At 53.3% G+C, this 21,286-nt stretch carries 18 protein-coding genes; 9 read left to right on the top strand and 9 right to left on the bottom strand.

Features of this window, described 5'->3' with window-relative positions:
* From PsW64_RS00435 to PsW64_RS00420, 4 genes are all read right to left on the bottom strand, one after another.
* Positions 1–1,209, bottom strand: coding sequence for an acetyl-CoA C-acetyltransferase (locus PsW64_RS00435; protein ID WP_063302347.1), 1,209 nt, complete (start codon positions 1,207–1,209; stop codon positions 1–3).
* A 21-nt stretch (positions 1,210–1,230) separates the two neighbouring features.
* The gene (locus PsW64_RS00430; RefSeq protein ID WP_057464945.1) at positions 1,231–1,869 is read right to left on the bottom strand and encodes a glutathione S-transferase family protein; all 639 of its coding nucleotides are present in this window, start codon (positions 1,867–1,869) and stop codon (positions 1,231–1,233) included.
* Between the two features lie 100 nt (positions 1,870–1,969).
* Positions 1,970–3,766 (bottom strand): acyl-CoA dehydrogenase C-terminal domain-containing protein, encoded by a 1,797-nt coding sequence (locus PsW64_RS00425; RefSeq protein WP_063302346.1) that lies wholly within the window; start codon positions 3,764–3,766, stop codon positions 1,970–1,972.
* Positions 3,767–4,011: 245 nt separating this feature from the next.
* Positions 4,012–4,692 (bottom strand): ArsR/SmtB family transcription factor, encoded by a 681-nt coding sequence (locus PsW64_RS00420; RefSeq protein WP_063287449.1) that lies wholly within the window; start codon positions 4,690–4,692, stop codon positions 4,012–4,014.
* Between the two features lie 135 nt (positions 4,693–4,827).
* Between PsW64_RS00420 and PsW64_RS00415 the strand changes: the two genes are divergently transcribed.
* Together PsW64_RS00415 and PsW64_RS00410 are read left to right on the top strand one after the other, a co-directional pair.
* Positions 4,828–5,148, top strand: coding sequence for an NIPSNAP family protein (locus PsW64_RS00415; protein ID WP_063287326.1), 321 nt, complete (start codon positions 4,828–4,830; stop codon positions 5,146–5,148).
* Between the two features lie 29 nt (positions 5,149–5,177).
* Positions 5,178–5,486 carry an antibiotic biosynthesis monooxygenase family protein gene (locus PsW64_RS00410; protein WP_063287327.1) on the top strand — a complete coding sequence of 103 codons (309 nt, stop codon included), beginning with the start codon at positions 5,178–5,180 and terminating at the stop codon, positions 5,484–5,486.
* Positions 5,487–5,625: 139 nt separating this feature from the next.
* Here PsW64_RS00410 and PsW64_RS00405 read toward each other — a convergent pair whose 3' ends face one another.
* Positions 5,626–6,072, bottom strand: coding sequence for a MerR family transcriptional regulator (locus PsW64_RS00405; RefSeq protein WP_057464950.1), 447 nt, complete (start codon positions 6,070–6,072; stop codon positions 5,626–5,628).
* Between the two features lie 477 nt (positions 6,073–6,549).
* Between PsW64_RS00405 and PsW64_RS00400 the strand changes: the two genes are divergently transcribed.
* From PsW64_RS00400 to PsW64_RS00390, 3 genes are all read left to right on the top strand, one after another.
* A complete protein-coding gene (locus PsW64_RS00400) occupies positions 6,550–11,160 on the top strand; it encodes a peptidoglycan-binding protein (RefSeq protein ID WP_063302345.1) in 4,611 nt (1,536 codons plus the stop codon).
* Positions 11,161–11,317: 157 nt separating this feature from the next.
* Positions 11,318–12,247, top strand: a complete 930-nt coding sequence (locus PsW64_RS00395) for a sulfite exporter TauE/SafE family protein (protein ID WP_063302388.1) — start codon at positions 11,318–11,320, stop codon at positions 12,245–12,247.
* Positions 12,244–13,029 carry a TIGR02186 family protein gene (locus PsW64_RS00390; protein WP_063302344.1) on the top strand — a complete coding sequence of 262 codons (786 nt, stop codon included), beginning with the start codon at positions 12,244–12,246 and terminating at the stop codon, positions 13,027–13,029. Before PsW64_RS00395 ends, PsW64_RS00390 begins: the two co-directional genes overlap by 4 nt.
* 64 nt (positions 13,030–13,093) lie before the next feature.
* Here PsW64_RS00390 and pdeM read toward each other — a convergent pair whose 3' ends face one another.
* Positions 13,094–13,765 carry a ligase-associated DNA damage response endonuclease PdeM gene (pdeM, locus tag PsW64_RS00385; RefSeq protein WP_193757730.1) on the bottom strand — a complete coding sequence of 224 codons (672 nt, stop codon included), beginning with the start codon at positions 13,763–13,765 and terminating at the stop codon, positions 13,094–13,096.
* Positions 13,766–13,833: 68 nt separating this feature from the next.
* Positions 13,834–16,362, bottom strand: a complete 2,529-nt coding sequence (locus PsW64_RS00380) for a ligase-associated DNA damage response DEXH box helicase (RefSeq protein ID WP_063302343.1) — start codon at positions 16,360–16,362, stop codon at positions 13,834–13,836.
* Between the two features lie 350 nt (positions 16,363–16,712).
* On the opposite strand from PsW64_RS00380, the gene PsW64_RS00375 reads away from it, so the two are divergent.
* From PsW64_RS00375 to PsW64_RS00365, 3 genes are all read left to right on the top strand, one after another.
* Positions 16,713–17,105, top strand: coding sequence for a DUF4440 domain-containing protein (locus PsW64_RS00375; RefSeq protein WP_057464953.1), 393 nt, complete (start codon positions 16,713–16,715; stop codon positions 17,103–17,105).
* A 300-nt stretch (positions 17,106–17,405) separates the two neighbouring features.
* Positions 17,406–18,029, top strand: a complete 624-nt coding sequence (locus PsW64_RS00370; RefSeq protein ID WP_063302342.1) for a 2-hydroxychromene-2-carboxylate isomerase — start codon at positions 17,406–17,408, stop codon at positions 18,027–18,029.
* Between the two features lie 143 nt (positions 18,030–18,172).
* Positions 18,173–18,697, top strand: coding sequence for a hypothetical protein (locus tag PsW64_RS00365; RefSeq protein ID WP_063302341.1), 525 nt, complete (start codon positions 18,173–18,175; stop codon positions 18,695–18,697).
* A 62-nt stretch (positions 18,698–18,759) separates the two neighbouring features.
* Here the strand turns inward: PsW64_RS00365 and PsW64_RS00360 are convergent, their stop codons facing one another.
* Together PsW64_RS00360 and PsW64_RS00355 are read right to left on the bottom strand one after the other, a co-directional pair.
* Complete coding sequence (locus PsW64_RS00360) at positions 18,760–19,629, bottom strand: acyl-CoA thioesterase (protein ID WP_063302340.1); 870 nt, start codon at positions 19,627–19,629, stop codon at positions 18,760–18,762.
* Positions 19,630–19,698: 69 nt separating this feature from the next.
* Positions 19,699–20,751 (bottom strand): alpha/beta hydrolase, encoded by a 1,053-nt coding sequence (locus PsW64_RS00355; protein WP_082830971.1) that lies wholly within the window; start codon positions 20,749–20,751, stop codon positions 19,699–19,701.
* A gap of 117 nt (positions 20,752–20,868) precedes the next feature.
* Between PsW64_RS00355 and PsW64_RS00350 the strand changes: the two genes are divergently transcribed.
* Entirely contained in the window at positions 20,869–21,273 is a 405-nt protein-coding gene (locus tag PsW64_RS00350; RefSeq protein ID WP_199914776.1) for a secondary thiamine-phosphate synthase enzyme YjbQ, read from the top strand.
* Positions 21,274–21,286 lie beyond the last annotated feature (13 nt).

Genomic DNA, 21,286 nt, shown 5'->3' with positions numbered 1-21,286 from the left:
TTAAACGCGCTCAATGATGGTTGCTGTGCCCATGCCAGCACCAATACACAGCGTAACAAGAGCTGTGTTTTTGTCCTGGCGTTCCAGCTCATCAAGAACTGTACCAAGGATCATTGCGCCGGTTGCACCAAGCGGGTGACCCATTGCAATTGCACCACCGTTTACGTTCATGTTGGCGTGGTCAATCTCAAACGCCTGCATGTAGCGCAGAACAACAGCAGCAAAGGCTTCGTTCAGCTCAAACAGGTCGATATCGCCAATTTCCATGCCAGCGTTTTTCAAAAGCTTCTCGGTCACATCAACCGGACCTGTCAGCATCAAAGCCGGATCAGAACCGATGTTTGCAAACGCTTTGATGCGTGCGCGTGCTTTCAGGCCATAAGCCTCGCCAGCTTCTTTCGTACCCATCAACACAGCCGCAGCACCATCCACGATACCGGAGGAGTTACCAGCATGGTGCATGTGGTTGATCTTTTCGATCTCAGGATGTGCCTGAATACCAACAGCGTTAAAGCCACCCATACTGCCCATCATCTCAAAGGATGGGTTCAAACCTGCAAGGGACTGCATGTTTGTTTCAGGGCGCATGTGCTCATCACGGTCCAAAATGGTCAGGCCATTGATGTCGCGCACAGGAACAACTGAGTTCTTGAAGCGGCCTTCATCCCATGCCTGTTTCGCACGGCGCTGGCTTTCTACAGAATATGCATCCACGTCATCACGGGAGAACCCGTATTTGGTGGAGATCAGGTCAGCCGAAACACCCTGAGGCATGAAGTAAGCAGGAATAGCCACCTGCGGGTCAGCAGGCCAAGGGCCACCAGAAGCACCAAGACCAACACGGCTCATCGCTTCAACACCGCCGGAAATAACCAGCTGGTTCTGACCGGCCATGATCTGGGAGGCACCCATATTCACCGCATCCAGACCAGACGCACAAAAGCGGTTGATCTGGATACCCGGGACTGAGCGGTCATAATCTGCTGCGAAGACAGCAGCGCGTGCAATGTCAGAGCCTGCGTCACCCACTGGGTCAACACAGCCAAGCACAACGTCATCTACAAGCTTGGTATCAAGCTCATTACGGTCTCTGATGGCTTCAAGAGCGTTCGCTGCAAGGCGCGCTGTCGAAACTTCATGCAAGGAGCCGTCTTTCTTGCCGCGCCCGCGTGGGGTGCGCACATGATCGAATATAAGGGCGTCTGCCATATTGTCCTCCGCAAAAATTGGTCAGGCTGGTGTAGGCAAGGGGTGGCCGGGCATCAGGTCATAAGGGGCTACCCAATGGGGCAGGGCCTTAATCCGCTCAAGCCATGCATTCACATTTGAATAAGGGCCGAAGTCCACACCAATCTCTTCTGGCCAAAACAAGTATCCGCACACCGAAAGGTCTGCGATTGTCGGGCGATTTCCAACAAGGAAGTCACTGTTCGCAAGGCGCTGGTCCAGCACCTTCAACGTGGCGATGGTCCGGCCTTCAAAAAAGCGGGTCACATCGGTTTCTCCGGTCTTCACCATGGCTCGCATATAGCGCAGGGTTGCCACATAGCTGGTCAGCTTGTGGTTATCCCAGAAAAGCCAGCGCAAAATTTCCCGGCGTTCTTCCTCGCTCTCCCAGCCAAATGTGCCAAGCTGCTGGGAAAGGTATTCCAGTATCACGGCAGACTGGGTCAGCCGTGTTTCCCCGTGGATCAGCACGGGAATCTCCCCCATCTCGTTCTGCTCGCTGCGGAACTCAGGATCGCGGGTCGCACCATTGAAAAAATCCACCCACGTCGGGGTCCATGATGCCTGGGAAAGCTCCAGCATCAGCGCAACCTTGTAGGCATTGCCGCTTTGCGCAAAACACTGAAGTTCATATTCCGCCATATCGCACTCCTAAAATCTGTCAGCTTAATATATCAGATTGAGAATAGGGCAGGACAAGAGCCCGGGATAGGTCCCAGGCCCTTGAGTTGCGATAAAGTGATTAGAACGCTTCTGCGTCCAGACTCATCATTGTGTCCGCACCGGTGGAGATGCGGGCCAGATGAGCAGAAGATTCCGGCATGATACGCTCCATGAAGAAGGTACCAAGGGTCAGTTTGGTGTTCAGCCAGTCTTCCTTGCCGTTTGCGCCTTCAGCAATTTTACCTTTTGCTGCAATCGCAATCTTGGTCCACATGTAACCAAGGGCAACAAGGCCAAACAGGTGCATGTAGTCGTTGGATCCGGCACCCGCATTGTCCGGGTTCTTCATCGCGTTCTGCATAAACCACATGGTCGCGGCCTGAAGGTCCTTCAAAGACTGCTTCAGCGCTGTGGTGTAAACGGTCAGCTCTTCGTCGCCTTCATGCTCTTTGATGAACGCGCCAACTTCTTTGAACCATGCCTGAATAGCGCGGCCACCGTTTGCTGGCAGCTTACGGCCAACAAGATCAAGCGCCTGAATGCCATTGGCACCTTCATAGATCATGGCGATACGAGCGTCGCGAACGAACTGCTCCATACCCCATTCCTGAATGTAACCATGACCACCGTAAAGCTGCTGAGCCATCACAGCGTTGTCAAAGCCCTTATCGGTGATAACGCCTTTGATCACTGGGGTCAGAAGACCCATGATGTCGTCAGAAGACTGTCTTTCAGCTTCATCCTCGGAAAGATGAGAGACATCGCCATGCAGGCCAGTCCACATGTAAAGAGCACGCGCTGCCTCATTAAAGGAGCGGATGGTCATCAACACGCGGCGCACATCCGGGTGCACGATGATCGGGTCAGCTGGCTTTTCCGGGTTCTTAGGTCCGGTCAGGGAACGACCCTGCAAGCGATCCTTCGCGTAGATAACTGCGTTCTGGTAAGCCACTTCGGACTGGGACAGCCCCTGAATACCAACGCCAAGACGCGCTTCGTTCATCATCACGAACATGGCGCGCAAGCCTTTGTTTTCCTCACCAACGAGGAAACCAGTCGCATCGTCATAGTTCATGACACAGGTTGCATTGCCGTGGATGCCCATCTTCTCTTCAATGGAACCACAGGAAACGCCGTTCATTTCACCCGGATTGCCGTCTGCATCGAGCTTCTTCTTCGGCACAACAAACAGGGAAATACCCTTGGTGCCGGCAGGAGCGCCTTCGATACGAGCCAGAACGAGGTGAATGATGTTCTCGGAAAGATCGTTATCACCTGCAGAGATGAAGATCTTTGTGCCGGAAATCTTGTAGGAGCCATCCGCCTGCGGAACAGCCTTGGTGCGCAGCATGCCCAGATCCGTACCACAATGTGGCTCGGTCAGGTTCATGGTGCCAGTCCACTCACCGGTTGCCATCTTAGGCAGGTAAGTGTCCTTGATCTCGTCACTTGCATGCGTATGCAGAGCAGCCATCGCGCCAGCTGTCAGGCCCGGATACATGGCAAACGCCATATTCGCCGAACAGATGTACTCATTCACAATGCCGGAGAAGATGGACGGAAGGCCCTGACCACCATACTGCTCAGGAACGGACAGACCACCCCAACCAGCTTCAACATAGGCGTTGTAGGCTTCTTTAAAGCCTGGAGGCGTTGTCACAGAGCCATCATCATGGCGGATACAACCAGCTTTATCGCCAGAATGGTTCAGCGGTTGCACGATCTCCTCAGAGAACTTTGCGCCTTCTTTCAAGATGGCTTCAACCAGATCCGGCGTCGCCTCGGAGAACCCGGGCAAGTTGGAATGTTTTTCGTAACCCAAAACATCTTTGAGCAAAAAGAGAGTGTCTTCGACGGGAGCACTATAACTCGGCATAGCAATTTTTCCTTCCGACCAACCCTAGAGGCATGGCTTTAACGTTTGCGTAAACGTCAACTTGTGACGGAATATAGAGCGCCCTCGCGCCTGCGGCAAGTTATACCCAAGTGTAATTTCTTAGGGGTAGGTACGTATCCGCGGAATCCTGCGGGTTTGCACCTGATAACTTCCCTGTGAAATCTTAGTGGACCCTGCCTCTGGTACTATGAAAGTGACGGGTAAGCTTTGTCTGCCCCTCAATTTTAAAGGGAAAATATGGCGTGAAAGCGAGAATCGCCGTTTTTGGAAAACTCGATTATGCGGCTCCCGTCCACACGCTTGGCCCAGCCTTGCTCCAGAAAGAAGGAGAGCAGGGAGGTGCCCGCAATTCCTGCCAGATGCGACCGCCGTGCACTCCAGTCCAGACAGGATTTGCACAAGGGCCGCCGCTTGGTCTCCTTGTCCGGTAGCGCCACACCCAGCTCATTCAGGAAGGATCGGCCATCTCCGGTCAGATGAAGCTGCTCACCATCTTCCACCAAAAACTCTCGCGCCAGCAGACTGTCATAGGCCTGGACCCCATACTCTCCGGCCAGATGGTTGTAGCAGATACGGGCTTTGCGCAGGGCGGGCTCCTTCGGCCCGGTCCGCACACGCGTCATGCCAGAGCGCATGGCAATGCCGCTCATAGCTTCCAGCAAAGCTGCAACATCAGCATCTGCCAGATTGTAATACTTGTGCCGCCCCTGTTTGCGCAGGGTAATCAATCCGGCCTCCGCCAGCCGTCCCAGATGAAAACTGGAGGTCTGAGGCGTAACACCAGCCTCCTGAGCCAGTTCACTGGCCGTCAACGCCACGCCGGTCATAAGAGCCTGCAACATGTTCGCCCGTGCCGGGTCTCCAATGAGCGCGGCAATCCCGGCAATATTCGGACCTTCTTTCATGTGGGGCTCCATTCTTGAATTCTGCCCGATGACTATAGCACACACGCAAAATTGATAGTTCGATCACGATCGAAACAATAGCGCAGACCAGCTTGCTACACCGGTGGCATTGACGAACTGAACCGGAGATTTGTGATGCTCACCTGTGTCATCCGCTACCAGATAGACCCGACGAAAAAGGCAGAATTCCAACAATACGCGCGCAATTGGGGGCAGGCGATCCCGCGTTGTGGGGCAGACTTGATTGGCTACTATGCCCCTCATGAAGGTTCCACCACATTGGCCTATGGCATCTACAATGTGCAAAGCTTGGCTCACTATGAAGAATACAGAGCCACTCTTGCAAATGACCCGCTCGGGCGCGAAAACTATGAGTTCGCTATGAGAGAAAAGTTCATCCTGAAAGAAGACAGAACGTTTCTCACTCTTGCATCCACGCCGCATGCAAAGCCGTAATCGCCAAACAAGCCGTGAAAGTTCCCAGCATGATTGCCGTTATTTTTGAAGTTGAACCCTTCGCAGACCACAAAGCCAGTTATCTGGATGTGGCTGCCTCAATTAAGCCTGAACTGGAGAAAATCCCGGGGTTTATCTCTGTTGAGCGATTTCAGAGTCTCACCAATCCTGAGAAAATTTTGTCACTGTCATTTTTTGAGGACGAAGAAGCTGTGAAGCGCTGGCGCACTCAGGAAAAGCATCAGGAAGCGCAGCAACTGGGAAAAAATGAATATTTCCAGAAGTATCGCATCCGCGTGGCAAGCGTTTTGCGAGATTATGGTTTGGATAACAATTAAATTAAGAAAGTTCGGGAGATAAGCCGGTATTTTATAGGTGAAAAATATTGAACGTATTCTTCATGAATAAATTCAGGTGCCTATAAGTGGCTATAAATCAAAAAGGTGGGGTAAAAGCCCCACCTGACCGGACTGGAAATCAGCCTCTTTTTTCGCGCAGCATACCTTCAACAATCGTGACGGTTCTCTGCAGGTCTTCAATCGCTTCATCAATATTGGCGCGCTGACCTTCAAGCACTTTAATCTGCTCCTGAAAGCGGCTCAGTGCCACCTCAAGCTGGGTGACCTGACCGTCACGCAGATCATAAAGATCCAGCATACTGCGGATTTCAGTGAGAGAAAAACCAACACGTTTTCCCATCAGAACCAGCTTCAAACGCGCACGATCCCGACGGTTGTAAATGCGATTAAGCCCGTCACGCTTAGGATTCAGGAGGCCCTTGTCCTCGTAAAATCGAAGAGTGCGGAGGGTAACATCAAATTCTTTTGCCAGGTCGCCAATGGTAAACTGTGTCTTCTTTCCCTTACCCAGCTCATTGGCAACAACATCAACAATCATCTCATTGATATGTAGGGCTTCGCTCATCTGCTTGACCTGTTCTTCTTTGCTCTCACGACACTGCCTCTAATGTACGACATCCGTACTTAAGTACATGCTAAATGATGCACCGCGCAATTTCCATCAAGTTTATACATTGGCAAGAACACTTAGGTCCAGCGTGCGCGGCTTGATAACCCTTAATTCGAGTAAATCGGGACACGAATTATTTTCATGAGTTTGTTCCGTACTCCCTGAAATAGCAGGGTATCTGCATGATAACCGCCGTAATTCACATTCCTTAAGGGCTCTTCACGCAGAATTCGAGCTATTAACCCGCTATTTACCCTAACGAGTAAAAAACTAGTCCTACGAGTTTTAAGACCGGTGCAAAACCGCAAGGTGATTCGTTTCTTGACCCACTCACAGACCACGTAAAGTGGTTGACGTTTATTTTTATAATGTGATTTGGGCAGGGAAAGACGACATGGCGCGGTCCGGATAGTTTTATGAGGCCCTTCAGGCATGTCTTGGAATAAACCAGAATTTGGAAAATCCGCTTCAGACAAGTCCTTTGGTGAAGGGCTGGATGCAGACCACGTAAAGTGGTTGGAGGAAAGTGGAATGGCGCAACATAATCCTGCAGCAGCAAGGCATGCGGCCCATTCTCCCTATTCTGATGAATTTGGTACAGCGGCGCAGCAACCCTACGGACAACCTCATCCCACGTCTCAGGAAGCGGCGATGAACGAAGTTGCGCAGGCACTAAGCCGCCTGATGCAGTCTGAAGGCCGTACACCCCTCGCTCATGCAGAACCACAGCCACGTGCACGTGATCAACACATGCATGCGCCGCATGCGCGTGATCCTCATGTTCGCGACCCACATACTCGTGACACCCAAGTTCGTGATCCCCAAAATCGTGATCCCCAAAATCGTGATCCATGGCACCGCTCTGACCTGAGATCCGGTCTCGACCAGTCAACAAGCCCACATGCCTATGAGGATCAGTACGATCCGTCTGCCGACCAGCACCTGTATGCACGCGCTGGTATTTCTCGTGATCCGCTCCTGCATCCGCGCCCACCAGTTATGCGCAGACAGGAACAGGCTCCTTTACCACAGGCACCTGAAGCCTATGCGCCGCAGCGCCGCGCCCAGCAATATGCTGAGCCTGCACCAATGCAGCCGCGTGCGCACCAGCCATCCGCACATCCTGCTGCCCCTATGCAGCCGGAAAATCAGGAATGGGCCGCACCAGTGGCCAGACAGGACGAAGATCCAAACGCGGAGAATTCCAAGGTAAAGCGCATCAGCTCTGTGCTTGATGCCTTGAACGCCCTGGATGAACGCTTGAACTCCCTTGCTCATAACGAAAATGAAAAAGGGAAGGGTGTTCCGCCAAAAGCTGAAAATGCTGCGCCTATACAAGAGCCAAAACCAGCTCTTATGGAGCAGAACTGGGCACCCGCCGCGCAAGACTATGCTCGTCCGCCGGTCACGCAGATGGAGCCTCGCTTCAACGCAGGTGCAATGCCGCACGGTGTGGAAGCACGGCAGAGCCAGAGACCAGCAGCACCGCAGCCAGCACAAACTGCGGAATATTCTGAACTCAACACAATGATTGACGGCCACTTCAAGCAGCTGGCCAGTCAGCTTGATACGTTGCGCGAGCCGGATGAGGCGCGCTTTGAGCAGTTGCACGATGGCATGCAGACACAGCTCAACAGCCTGCGCGACGAAATGATGGACCGCACCTCCGACAATCGCTCGCAGCTCTCCGAGATTATTGGGCGCCTGCGCGATGAAGAGGGCAACGGCCTGCTGCTCAAAGAACTGCGCCACGAACTGGAGCAGATGAAGTCAGCACTGTCCCGCTCTGACATTGAGGACAGCCTCAATGCTTTGGGCATGGCGCACGCATCCATCCAGTCTCGCTTGCAGGAATTGGCAGAAAAGAATGTCGATCCGGCGATTTACGAGAGCCTGTCTGAGCGGATGGCCGAGGTGGAAAACCAAATCCGCCAGCTGCCTCGTGTTGATCAGCTCAACTCGCTGGAAAACCGTCTGTCCTCCATGGGCGACCGTCTGGAAGATGTTTTGCTGCGCTCCGGCACCGCTGGTCTGGAAGTTGTCCGCGATGAAGTTGCTCAGCTGAGACAAGTTATTGATCGTCTGGATTCAGGCCGCATGATCCATGATGTGGATCAGCGCATCCGGTTCCTGACAGCTCGCATGGATGAGCTGGACCATTTCTCTGCAATTCAGCGCGATATCCAGTCTCGCCTCAGCAGCGTTGAAACACGCATGCCAGATGGTGAAGTGATTGACCGTCTGCATGGCCGTTTGGACTCCATCTCCAACATTCTGGCTGAAGGCCCGGAAAAAGCAGGCAACAACGATCAACTGAACCGATTGGAAGATCGCCTTTCTGATATCGGCGAAAAGCTGGACCGCATGGAGAAAAGCCCGGAAGCCACAACAGGCTTCGATCAGGCGTTCTCGTCCATCGAAGGTCGCCTCGACCATCTCTGCAACAAAGTGGATGACATCGAAGTCCGCCTGACGGAAACCTCCTTCGAGGTGGTTTTGAACGAGAACGAAAGTGCGGCTCTTGCCCGTCTTGAACAGCGTGTGATGACGCTGACACAGATGGTTGAAGACAGTGCGCATGCCGGTTCCTCCGACAAAGCAATGTCCATGATCCGCGCTGAGATCGCAGAACTGCGCGGCCACATCGGTGCATTGGCAACCTCAGGCGATATTGAATCCCAACTGCAGGAGCTGGCTGCAACCATCTCCAGCCCGTCTGGCCTGTCTTCAGATGTTGAGATTGATCGTCTGGAACAGCAGATTGCAAACCTCTCTCAAAAGCTGGATATGTCTCAGACCCAGTTTGGCGCGATCGGCAATCTGGAAAACAGCTTCGGCACCATCGAGCAAGAGATCAAAGGCCTTCACACCGACATGGTGGATAAGGCGCAGCAGATCGCACAGGATGCGGTAAAGGCTGCAACAGACAATCTGGCTCTGGGCAATGGCGCTGAGCAGGGGGAGGCTGTTGAAGCTGCCATTTCTGCGCTGCGTCTCGACCTGCAGTCCCTGCTGGAAGCATCCGGCCAGAAAGACGATGTAGACCAGCATGCGCTGCAAGATGTGCGCGATGTACTGGGCACCATTTCCCATCGTCTGGAAAATCTGGAAAGCATCCGCAACGCCATTGGCAACACAGAGATTTCCAACGAACACCAGAAACTGGTTGGCGACACGCAGATCAGCAGCATTCTGGGCGCCTTCAATATGGGGCGCAAAGGAAACTCAGCGGAACAGGCTGCTGCAGCAGAACCCGAAGGCCCGCGTAACCGTAAAGCAGACTTCATAGCAGCGGCCCGCCGTGCTGCAAAAGCGGCTGCCAAAGAAGCGAAGACAGCCAAGCAGGAAGACGAAGAGCCTGCAGCCGGCACGAGCAAAGCACCAGAACGGGCACGTCGTCTGCGTGATTACATCAGCCCGAACCGGACCAAAAATGTTGAGGTTCCTGAAAACCTGCGCGCCAAAAAGGCAGCTGCAACGGCTGAGGTTCTCAGCAAACTTCAGGTGGCCGAAGAGCCTATTTCTTTAAGCTCAGAAGACATCGTAAGCGAGACAGAGACTGCGGTGAAAGAGCCGATCAATCTGTCTGCCGCACCAATTGAGCTGGGCAAAGTTGAAACAGAAACAAAGGGTAAGAAGAAGGAAAGCAAATCCAATCGCCGCCGCGCAATCATGCTGGCAGCAGCGGCTCTTCTTCTGACCATCGGCGCGTTGCGGGTGTTCGACACAGGTCTGTTCTCCAGTTCAGACGGCGTTGACACAGCAGGATCTGACACAACGCCAAGCATCATGGCGCCAGACGCACCAATGCCAGGCAAAGACAACTCTTCCCTGCTGAGCGGTGGTGTCGACGCAATTGCAGCGCCTGATGTTGTCAGCCGTGTATCCTCCATGCCCTCTGGGGTAGAGTTACCGTCACCCGTCAGTTCCACAAGCATCTGGCAGTCAGGCTCCGCCACCGCACCGTCCGAACCAACCAAAGAATTGATCTTTGGTCAGGCAACCGACATTGGCGGGGGAAATAGCAAAGCACAGCCAGCTCAAAAAGTTGCTTCCAATGTGGCCGCTGATCCGATCACAACGGCAAGCGTTCCAACCACACAGGCAACCGCCTCTGGGTTTGGAGAGCAGGTGACACCAATCATTCCGCAGCAGCCAGTTCAGCAGGTTGCTCCAAAACAGTCCGCCTACGATCTGCCATATGCAATCGGCCCGATTGATCTGCGCACAGCCGCCACCACTGGCGAAGCTGCCGCCCAGTTCGAAGTCGCACGCCGCTACACTGAGGGCAATCTGGTTCCCGCCAATCTGGGTGCAGCAGCGGACTGGTACCGCAAAGCAGCAGCGCAAGGTCTGGCGCCAGCGCAATACCGCCTCGGCAGCTTCTATGAAAAAGGCCGCGGTGTTGAGAAGGATCTGGCACAGGCACGGGACTGGTATTCTCTGGCAGCCGCGCAAGGCAACATCAAAGCCATGCACAACCTCGCTGTTCTCTATGTAGAAGGCATCGATGGCAAACCGGATTACGCTTCCGCCGTCAAATGGTTCCGCATCGCTGCTGACCATGGCGTAGCAGACAGCAAGTTCAACCTTGCCATCCTCGCAGCGCGTGGCCTTGGCATGAAGCAGGATCTGGTGGAAAGCTACAAGTGGTTTGCCCTCGCAGCCCTGCAAGGGGACGATGACGCCGCCGGAAAACGCGACGAAGTCGCCGCCAGCCTGACCAAGCGCCAGCACGGACAGGCTCTGGAAGCAGTTGCGACCTATCAGATGAAGCCGGTTGATCCTGCCGCCAACAAAGTCATGATCGACATCAAGTGGTCCGGCAAGCCGAAAACCACAGTTTCACAGGCCGGTTCTCCATCTGTGAAAAAAATACAGCAAGCCTTGCTCGATATGGGGTATGATCCAGGCAACCCAGATGGTGTAATGGGACCTAATACACGGCGCGCGATCAAGAGTTTGCAAGCGCGTTTGGGAATGGAAGCAACGGGTGAACCTGACCGGCGTCTGATGACGGCGCTGGCCTCTCAGACCATATAATTTCACGTTACTAGGGGATTTCTGGTTAGATTTGCACTTGCTGCTCCGCGTAGATTGACAGAGCGTCTGGAATGGCGCTTAACACTCTACAATGTTGTTGGATAAAAGGTGACTCGGGGCGCACTGTCAGGTCACCTGAGTGACCCGCGGTGCCATTTTGCAGATCTATCTACCCATCGCAGAACTGCCGATTAATGTCTTCATGATCTTCGCCATGGGCGGAACCGTCGGGTTCCTCTCAGGGCTTTTCGGCATTGGCGGCGGCTTCCTGCTCACGCCACTGCTTATTTTCTCCGGAATTCCGCCAGCCGTCTCCGTTGCAACTGTCACCACACAGATCGTTGCCTCCTCGGCCTCCGGCGTTCTGTCGTACTGGCGCAAAGCGGGCATTGACTTCAAACTCGCCGGCGTCCTGCTGTGTTCAGGTGTCGTAGGCTCGGCAATCGGTGTCTGGATCTTCGGCATCCTGCGCAGCCTCGGGCAGTTGGATCTGGTGATCTCGCTGGCCTACGTCACCTTCCTCGGCACCATCGGCGTGCTGATGCTGGGTGAATCCATGAAGGCCATCATGCGCCGCAAAAGCGGGAAAGCACCTGCTGGCCGCAAACCCGGACAACACAACTGGGTGCATGGCCTGCCGTTCAAGGTCCGTTTCCGCCGGTCCAAACTCTATGTGAGCGTCATCCCGATCTTCGGTATCGGCAGCTCCATCGGTTTCCTCGGGTCCGTCCTCGGCATCGGCGGCGGCTTCATGATGGTGCCAGCGCTTATCTACCTGCTGCGCGTACCGGCCAACATCGTCATCGGCACCTCACTGCTGCAAATCCTCGGCACCATGGCCGTGGCAACCTTCCTGCATGCCATCAACACCCAGTCCGTTGACATCGTGCTCGCCCTGACGCTCATGATCGGTGGCGTGATTGGCGCTCAGTTCGGCGCGCAGGTGGGGCAGGGCATGCGCGGTGAACACCTGCGCCTCGGCCTCGGCCTGCTGGTGCTGCTCGTCGGCCTGCGCTTTGCGTTCAATCTGATTGTGGAACCGGAAGACCTCTATTCCGTCAGCGTAATTGAGGAGCCAGTCAAATGAGACGAGCGCTCTACTCACTCACAACACTGCTGACAGTCCTCTTTCTGGCACTCATCTCTGGTGCACCCGCTCTGGCTGAAAAGCTCGTGTCTGCCGTCTCGTCCTCTCACGTGGCCATCACCTCCAACTTCACCGGAACGCAGATCCTGGTTTACGGAGAGATCGCCAGAGACGCGGAAACCGTCTCCAGAACCGGCAATCAGGATGTGGTCGTCGTTGTGGAAGGCCCGCTGGAGCGCGTCACCACATGGCGCAAGGACCGCATCGTCGGCCTTTGGATCAACGCCACCTCACAAACCTACATCGCTGTCCCAAGCTTCTACGCCGTCCATGCAACGGATGACCTGCGCAACATCGCATCAGACGACTGGCTCAAACAGTACCGCATTGGTTTGGAACACCTGCCGCTTGCAGCCTTGGGCACCCGTGCGCCAGCGTTAGAGCGCAATGCGTTTAAGGCAGCGTTCCTGCGCTCCCGTGTCCAGCACGGCCTTTATTCGCAGATGTCCAAGTCCATCAACTTCCTGAGCCCGACCCTGTTCTCCACCACAGTAGACCTGCCAGCCACCATCCCGACAGGGGACTACAAAGTCACGACCTTCCTCTTCAGCGGCGGCGTTCTGCTGGACCAGCAGGAGCAAGTGCTGACCGTGGCGAAAACAGGCTTTGAGCAGGTGACGTTCAACCTGTCCCGGCAACATCCGGCGGTCTACGGCACACTGGCCATCATTCTGGCCCTGTTCACCGGATGGCTCGCAGGCGTGATCTTCAAGAAAGATTAGGAAGCGAAAGCGTTCATCGATTGCAGACAAAAGAAAAGGCCCTCAAATCAGAAGGGCCTTTTTGTTACTCGCTGAGGAGCTTGGAGGCAGTGAATGGGAACAATCGCCCGTTGCCCAGCATGAACACCGAGAACCGCTTCTCGGCAAACACATCAGAAAAAGCTCTGTCCATCACATTCAGGCCACCTGTCAGCGCACCAAAGGCTGGCAACACAAGGCGGTTGCCGTTGGTCGCAAAGCAGGCTCTGCGAATGGTACGGCCCATCCGGCGCACTTTGGCGGCTGGGTGCAAGTGCCCGCAAATCTCGCCGCGCTCAGCCTCTTCATTCGGTTCATGCCGAAAACTGAGGGATTTGATGGAGAGCTCTTGATAGCGCTCACCGCAAATGTGCCGGGCAATCTCAGGGTCGTGGTTGCCGGTGATCCAGATCCACTCCCGTCCCAGTTGCATGGTTGCCAGCATGGCGAGATACGCCGCAGGCATGCGCTCGGAGCTTTCGCAGTCATGGAAACTGTCACCAAGGCAGATCACGCGGCGCGGATCGAACAGATCGATCAGGGCGGAGAGCTTTTCCAGTGTGGTAGCTGTATCATAAGGAGGCAGCATCAGGCCCTTGCTCTTGGCAATGCTGGCTGCTTTTTCCAGATGGAGATCAGACACCACAAGGGTCCGCTCTTCTGGCCACCACAAGGCTCCACTGTCGTGAAGGCCAACAAGTTCTCTTGCGAGAGACAAGTCATGGCATACAGGAATAGGTTGACGATAACTCGGTTCTACTCGTGGCTGCAACTGACTGTTAAGTCTCACAATTGGGCCTCCAGTAATAAATCATCTGCTGCGTCCGCCAGCAGCTCTTCTGTCGCACTTCCAAAGATAGGCTCTTTCCCAATTTCAAGAAGAACCGGAATAGCCAAAGGAGAAACGCGACCCAAAGCACTATGCGTGATTCTTTTGTCGATACGAGAAAGAAAGTGACCTAAACGAGAGATATCCAGAAGTCCTGTAGCGGCATCCGTCCAGGTTGCTTGTAAAAGCAGGTGATCGGGCTCGTGTTCGTGCAGTACGTTATAAATAAGATCCGTATTTATAGTTATCTGCCGCCCGGTTTTCTCTTTGCCAGGGTGCCGTCGTTCTACGAGACCTGAGATCATAGCGCAATTTCTAAAGGTTCGTTTCATCAAACTACTTTCAGCAAGCCACGCTTCAAGGTCATCACCAAGCATATCTTCTTCAAATAGGTCATCCAGCTTCAAGCGCCCGCTTTTTATTGCAGCGCCCAAATCTGTCAGCCCCCACAGGGCCAGTGAATACTCAGTTGCCACAAACCCCAGAGGATGCAGACCAGCGCGCTCAAGACGGCGTGTCAGCAGCATTCCCAGCGTTTGGTGAGCCAATCTGCCTTCAAACGGGTAGCACACAAGGTAGTGCTTATCGTTCCGCGGAAAGGTCTCTACCAGAAGACGTTCATAATCTGGTAACTGTGATTTCTCTTTTTGTAATTCCAACCATTCACGAACCTGACCTGGCAAAGAAGACCAACTGTTAGGATCAGAAGCAAAGTTGCGCACACCCTCAGCAAGATAGGTGCTGAGCGGAAACTTGCCGCCCTGATAACTCGGGATCTTCGGGTCTTGCGAAGCACTGCGGGACACATAGGCCTCGCTCTCCTTAAGGCCCTCAAACTTCAACACCTGACCGGCAAACACAAAGGTGTCACCTACAGCAAGCTGTTCAATAAACCACTCTTCAATCTCTCCCAGCATCTTGCCGCCAAACCCAAGAGGCCGTTTGCTGTTTGCTCCGCGTGGTTTCACCTGTCGTACTTTGAGCGTTGCCGCATCTAAAATTGTGCCGGAGTTGAGGCGATATTGCTGGGCAAATTGCGGGTGGGAAACGCGAAACAATCCCTCTTTGGTTGGGCGCAACTTGGCGTATCTGTCATAGGCTTTGAGCGCATAGCCACCAGTTGCCACAAACTCCACGGCCTTCACAAACAGATCATAATCCAGATGCCTGTAGGATTGGCTGCTGATCACCTCTTCATAAAGCTGCTCGGGCTCAAACGGTGCGGCACAGGCAACGCACATAATGTGCTGAGCCAAAACATCCAGTCCGCCCTCGCGAAGAGGAGGGGTGTCTTGCTCCCCTGCTTCTGAGGCTTCCAGGGCTGCCTGACATTCCAACACCTCAAACCGGTTGGAGGGCACTAGAATGGCCTTGGAGGCTTCATTCATGCGGTGATTGGCGCGTCCAATACGCTGCGCCAGCCGGCTTGCCCCTTTGGGAGCACCCACATTGATCACCAGATCGATATCACCCCAGTCGATACCCAGATCCAACGAGGAGGTGCAAACCACTGCTTTAAGCTGACCCGCGGCCATATGCGCTTCTACCTTGCGGCGTTGTCCCACATCCAGCGAGCCATGATGAAGCGCAATGGGCAGCGTGTCTTCATTGATGCGCCAGAGTTCTTGAAACAGCCGCTCCGCTTGCGAGCGCGTGTTTACAAACACCAGTGTGGTGGTGTGGGCTTTAATCTCCTCATAGATCTCCGGCAAAGCATAGATGCAGGAATGACCAGACCACGGAAGACGCTCCTGTGTTTCCAGGATGCTGATATGCGGCTTGGCCCCACCTTTGGCCTTCACAATCTCAGCATGGCGAACGTCTTGTGACAAAGGTTGTTCTACCAGATAGGCACGCAGATCATCAGGGTGCGCAATGGTGGCCGAAAGCCCGATACAGCGCAGGTTAGGCGCCAGCTTGCGCAAACGAGTCAGAGCCAGCGCGAGCAGATCTCCGCGCTTGGAGGTCACCAACTCGTGCAACTCATCCAAAATGACATAATGCAGATCAGCAAACAGCCGCTCGGCGTTCTTGTCAGAAAGCAGAAGTGAGATCTGTTCCGGCGTGGTCAGCAAAATATCTGGTGGAAGACGTTTCTGTCGCTGCTTCTTGTGGCTGGGCGTATCGCCGGAACGGGTCTCCAGCTTGATGGAAAGCCCCATCTCCTCAATTGGCACTTCAAGGTTGCGGTGAATATCCGTCGCCAGCGCTTTAAGGGGAGACATGTAAAGCGTGTGCAGACCACCCGTCCCAGCAGTTTTTGCTTCTCCGGCCTTGCGCTTGTCCGCTTCTCGTTTGTGATGCAGGTCCACCAATGACGGCAAAAAGCCCGCCAGTGTTTTACCGCCACCAGTCGGAGCGATCAGAAGGGCAGAATTGCCAGCGGTCACCTTGTCAAACAGCTCCAGTTGGTGAGCACGCGGAGCCCAACCACGGCTGCCAAACCAGCTGTTAAAGACTGAGGGAAGGTGAGGGGTGTCTGTCATAAACGACGAAAAGGTCCGATCCTGAAAACAGTTGAGCGCACTTTGCCACCAATGATCACATGTGCCAATCAGAAATGGGGCAAACCAAGAACATTTTAGCAAAGACGAGAAGGGAGGGGGATAAACCGATCTCACTCAACCCATTGGTGTCAAACCATGAGATTTATTCTGTGAGGTGGTCGGGATATCGGCATAAAAAGCGGAAAATACCCATGAAATTTGTTTCCTTCTGAAAAAAGGACTGGCAAACTGAGCCCTATCCACGGCATATAAGGGAAAACGGGCTCCAGAAGCCTTACCTTCGTGAAAAATGCTGGCACATCAATAAGCTGGGAAAAGGGGCAGTCACTATGAGTGTTCAGGACGAAACAGAACTAATGCTCTCCGAGTTGTTTGATAGCTATGCAGATGCCTATGAGGATTATGACGCCGGGCTGATTGCAGATTGCTTTGCATTTCCCTGTGTAATCTGGCAGCTGGAAGAAGGCCATGTCTTCAACGACAAGGCTGAGCTTTGCGAGAACATCGAAGCACTCTTGGAAGTGCACCGCGAGCATTATGTAACCTCTTCCATCTACGAAGTGGTGTCCTCTCACATCTCCGGCTCCACCGCGAGCGTCAGCCTCGACTGGCAGCAGGAAGATGACGAAGGCGAAGCAGTCTTCGATTTCACTTGTCACTACCTGCTTATCAACATTGAAGGCCGGTGGAAGATCGCAAGCATTGTGAACGAGCCTGCCTGATTGAATTCGGCTCAGCAATGAAGAATGAAGCTCCCGACTGCGAAGTTTGGGGGCTTTTTTGTAACCAACGCACAAAAAACGCCTTTAACGCAAACCAACGCACATAAGAACGCAAAGCTGATTTCTGATGTGTATCCGACTCCAATGTGACCGGTTTTCAGATAAACAGCCGTAAAAACAAAACTCTACAGCTGCTCATACGGTCTGCGCGTTTTTGTGAACGCCAGCACAGGGCTTTCTCATTGAAATATATCTGTTTTTGCAACAGGATAGGCTGAGTGTATACATTGGGGAACAATCATGACTGCACAGATCGATTACTTCTATACGCACCTGTCGCCATGGGCGTATCTGGGCCATCAGGAATTTCTGCGCATCGCGGAAAACTATGATGTCACAGTGACCTTTCGGCCAGTCAATCTCGCTGTCTTGTTCCCGTTGACAGGCGGTCTGCCGCTGGGCAAGCGCCATCCGGCTCGCCAGAAGTATCGGTTTATAGAGCTTCAGCGCTGGGCAGAAAAGCGCGGCGTTTCAATGAACTACAAGCCAGCCCATTTCCCGGCGGACATTGCACTGGCAGATTCCATCGCAATTCGTCTGCAGGAGCAGGGCGGTCCGGTTGGCACTTATTCCCAGAAAGTCTTTGAAGCTGTCTGGCAAAAAGACCTCAACGCAGCCGATGAAAACGTCCTCACAGCCATCCTGAATGAGCTCGGTCTGGACGCGGATAACCTCATCGCTGCTGGAAAGTCTGATGAGATGCTGGAAGCTTACACAGTCAACTCCCGCATGGCTGAAACGGCAAATGCTGTCGGTTCACCAACCTATCTGCTCAACTCCGAGCCATTTTGGGGACAAGACCGCCTCGACCTTCTGGAAGATGCGTTGAAAAGTGGCCGCGGCCCTTATCAAAGCCTCGAGTAGTTCCCATTTCACACCTATGTCTGATCGGATGGTCAAGGCGCTCTGATTGCTGCTAAACTGAAAGCCATATCTGCCAGCAGGTATGGCGCTGCAATCTCCAGCTGCTCTAAATCGTTGATTTGAAACAGAGATGGGAAGAAATCGTGAAACAGTCTTATCTGGCCAGTGGAATCCTTGCGGTCACCTTTGCGCTGAGTGGACAAAGCGCATTTGCCCAAAGTGAGCAGGATGTTCCCGTTCGCTTTGAAATGCAGCAGACGGATAAAGGACTGATCCGCCTCGACACCCGCACGGGGATAGTTTCACTGTGCGCCACCAAGGCCGAAAAACTCGTCTGCCAGCCTTCCCTCGACGGCATCATGGTCTACGAGGATGAAATCACCCGTCTGGAAGCAGAAAACAACAAGATGCGTCAGGAACTTAGACGCATCTCCGAAGCACTTGCTACCCTGACCGAAGACGCCAGCATCGCCGCCATCAAACCCGAAGCAGGCCTCGACCTCTCCATCGCCAACCAACAGGAAGAAGGCTGGTTCGGCGATGAAGAAGAGCAAAAACTGGAAGAAGCACTGGAGTTCACCGAAAACGCCATGCGCCGTTTCTTCTCTGTTGTCGAAGAAATGAAAGACGATTTCCAGAAGGGCGAAAACGAACAGCCAGCGCAGTAACAAGCGGGCATAAAAAAACCGCCTTCAAAGGAAGGCGGTTCTTAACGCGTTGATCGCAAAGCTTACTGTGTTTGTAAGGCCACCAGTGCTGTGCGGAAATCTGTAGTCAGAGGGACAGTCTTACGGCTGTTCAGATCCATGCTGATAGACACCTGATCACACACCGCCGCCAAACGCTTGGTACGAGATTCAAACAGATGATGGCGGATTGTGAAGGTGTTTTCCTGAACGCTGGTCAGCGTAGAAATCACCAGACCCATATCCCCCAGCTTCAGCGGGCTGATCCAGGAAAGCTTCTGCTCCAGAGCAACCCGGCCATATTCATTCTCATCCAACCACGCCGTGTTCATCGGAGTCCGCTCCCACACATGCGCCGCTGCATCAGAGAAGCAGGCAAGTGCAAATGCGTCTTCAGCTTTCTGCTCAGCATTCAGATTCCGTGGCAGAACTGTTGAGCGGCCAGTAATCTGGGCGCCGCTCTTGAGCAAATCATCAATGGTCGGTTTGCCAGAGAACGGGCTTGGCGAGATGCCACGTGGAACCGCCGGCTTGGAGATATTCTCCTCAACATCTTTGAAGCGCGCCCGCAACTGCTTTGCAGAACTAGGATTTGGCGTATAGCCATCAATTGCGGTTGCGCAGATCTCCCCGGTGGAGCCTTCAATCATTTCATGCACAACAGAGAGCATGTGCGGCCCGTCAAAGGCCACATAAGACTTCACGGTAATCAGGGATGCAGCAACCAACTCTGCATGGTAACGCACGTGCCGAACACGGCGCGCACCAACCAGTGCTTCGCTAAATCCGGTCATCATTCTGAATTGACGGTCAGCTTCTTCAAATTTGGAGAAGTAAAACTGCACGTTCAAATGGTCGTTCTCGTCGCATTCCCATGTATTCACAAACGAGAGAAGTGTTTCTAAGCTTGCCATATCCAACCCTTTGTGCAGCCTCGGTCCATAAGCGCTACTGCGATAACCCACTAATTATTAATAATTAGGTCAGGTCGAACCGAATTTCGTCCGAAAAAAACTATCTATCCTTTGGGTGCTCAGCTTGGCAAGAGCAAGATCAAAACTTTGAAAAACATGACATCCATGGGGATAAACCTCAAGTGAAGTCTCCACTTCGGCAGATTTCAACCTGGACGCGAGAAAACAAGTATCATCCAGTAGTGGATCTTCTGTACCTACACTTAGCAGTGTTGGTGGCAATCCCTCCAGCCGGGCATACAAAGGAGAAACAGCTGGATCTTCCGCGTTTTCCTCTCCAAGCAGAAAATGCCTCCTGAACATCTGAAGGTCACGAGTTGTTGGAAAAAGCACCTCTTCACCCCAAAGGCGGGCAGATGGCGTAAGCCCGATGTCATACCAACCTGATAACAAAACCAACGCCTTAAAGGGGATCATCCCATGCTTGTCCCGCAGACGCACGGCGGTCGTAAGGGCCAATGTCGCACCTGCGCTTTCCCCGGTCAGGGCAAAGGCATCCCAGCCATATTGGCTTGCACCTTCATTCAAAACCCAATGGCAAGCCGCCTCACAATCATCTGATCCTTGCGGAAAAGGATGTTCTGGAGCAAGGCGGTACTCAACTGAAACTACGTCAAGCCCAGTGTTGTTTGCCATGCTCTCCAGATAAGGATCCTGAAAGGAAGCAGAGCCGAAAACAAAGCCTCCACCATGGAAATGAATTATCACACCTTTTGATGAGTTTTTATCAGCTTTGAAGAGCCGTAGGGGAATAGAACCATGCTGCCCTTCAATTTCCAGATCTTCAGCTTGCTCCGAGTAGGTGGGGATAGGAAACGCACCAAGCCCCTGTAACCGACGTTCACGGGTGACAGTTGGGGGGAAACTCCATGGATCAGGAAGCGCACGCAGCTGCTCCGTCATTTCCTTGTTAAATGCCTTTGCTTCAGCGACGGCCTCTTGACTTATCGACAGAGGAGCGAAATTCTCAGACATGTAGTTTCTCCGGAAGCGACAATAAAATGTTGCCAATATGTTTGTTATAGAAGTTGTCGCGCAATCTCGCGTCAATGACAACGACACGATCTTAATTAACGAATAATAAGGGGATGGATTTCGAGCATGTCGGGTTGGTCAAAAACGAAGAACAGCTGCGAAGTCTGGACCATTGATAGTGGTCAGACGCAGCTTTCTCAGTCCATGGGACGACTGGTGTTCATGACGGAGGGATTGGGCTTTTATGAAGTTACCAAAGAGATCCGGGAATGGGCCAAATCACTCCAATTGAAAGATGGACTGCTCACATTGTTCGTTCGGCACACCTCGGCCTCTGTCACCATTCAGGAAAATGCTGATCCGACTGTTTTGCAGGACCTGCAAAAGGCTCTGGCAAATCTCGCTCCTGAAAATGGTGGGTGGCTCCATTCTTATGAAGGCCCGGACGATATGCCTGCGCATATCAAAACCATGCTCACAGGAGTATCTCTGCAAATACCGGTGGTCGACGGGGAGTTGGATTTGGGGACCTGGCAGGGTATTTATTTGATCGAGCATAGAAGAGCGCCGCATCGACGCTCCATGACCCTGCATTATCTTGGTTCCTGACGACTGACAGCAG

Source organism: Pseudovibrio sp. W64 (assembly GCF_001623145.1).
GTDB lineage: Bacteria > Pseudomonadota > Alphaproteobacteria > Rhizobiales > Stappiaceae > Pseudovibrio.
The sequence above is the reverse complement of the archived record's forward strand: the minus strand, read 5'-3'. Positions and strand labels throughout refer to the sequence as shown.

Bases quoted from the DNA above. Each gene is read 5' to 3' on its own strand.
- PsW64_RS00435 (WP_063302347.1), bottom strand. From the start codon at position 1,209: ATGGCAGACGCCCTTATATTCGATCATGTGCGCACCCCACGCGGGCGC.
- PsW64_RS00430 (WP_057464945.1), bottom strand. From the start codon at position 1,869: ATGGCGGAATATGAACTTCAGTGTTTTGCGCAAAGCGGCAATGCCTAC.
- PsW64_RS00425 (WP_063302346.1), bottom strand. From the start codon at position 3,766: ATGCCGAGTTATAGTGCTCCCGTCGAAGACACTCTCTTTTTGCTCAAA.
- PsW64_RS00420 (WP_063287449.1), bottom strand. From the start codon at position 4,692: ATGAAAGAAGGTCCGAATATTGCCGGGATTGCCGCGCTCATTGGAGAC.
- PsW64_RS00415 (WP_063287326.1), top strand. From the start codon at position 4,828: ATGCTCACCTGTGTCATCCGCTACCAGATAGACCCGACGAAAAAGGCA.
- PsW64_RS00410 (WP_063287327.1), top strand. From the start codon at position 5,178: ATGATTGCCGTTATTTTTGAAGTTGAACCCTTCGCAGACCACAAAGCC.
- PsW64_RS00405 (WP_057464950.1), bottom strand. From the start codon at position 6,072: ATGAGCGAAGCCCTACATATCAATGAGATGATTGTTGATGTTGTTGCC.
- PsW64_RS00400 (WP_063302345.1), top strand. From the start codon at position 6,550: ATGTCTTGGAATAAACCAGAATTTGGAAAATCCGCTTCAGACAAGTCC.
- PsW64_RS00390 (WP_063302344.1), top strand. From the start codon at position 12,244: ATGAGACGAGCGCTCTACTCACTCACAACACTGCTGACAGTCCTCTTT.
- PsW64_RS00380 (WP_063302343.1), bottom strand. From the start codon at position 16,362: ATGACAGACACCCCTCACCTTCCCTCAGTCTTTAACAGCTGGTTTGGC.
- PsW64_RS00375 (WP_057464953.1), top strand. From the start codon at position 16,713: ATGAGTGTTCAGGACGAAACAGAACTAATGCTCTCCGAGTTGTTTGAT.
- PsW64_RS00370 (WP_063302342.1), top strand. From the start codon at position 17,406: ATGACTGCACAGATCGATTACTTCTATACGCACCTGTCGCCATGGGCG.
- PsW64_RS00360 (WP_063302340.1), bottom strand. From the start codon at position 19,629: ATGGCAAGCTTAGAAACACTTCTCTCGTTTGTGAATACATGGGAATGC.
- PsW64_RS00350 (WP_199914776.1), top strand. From the start codon at position 20,869: ATGGGACGACTGGTGTTCATGACGGAGGGATTGGGCTTTTATGAAGTT.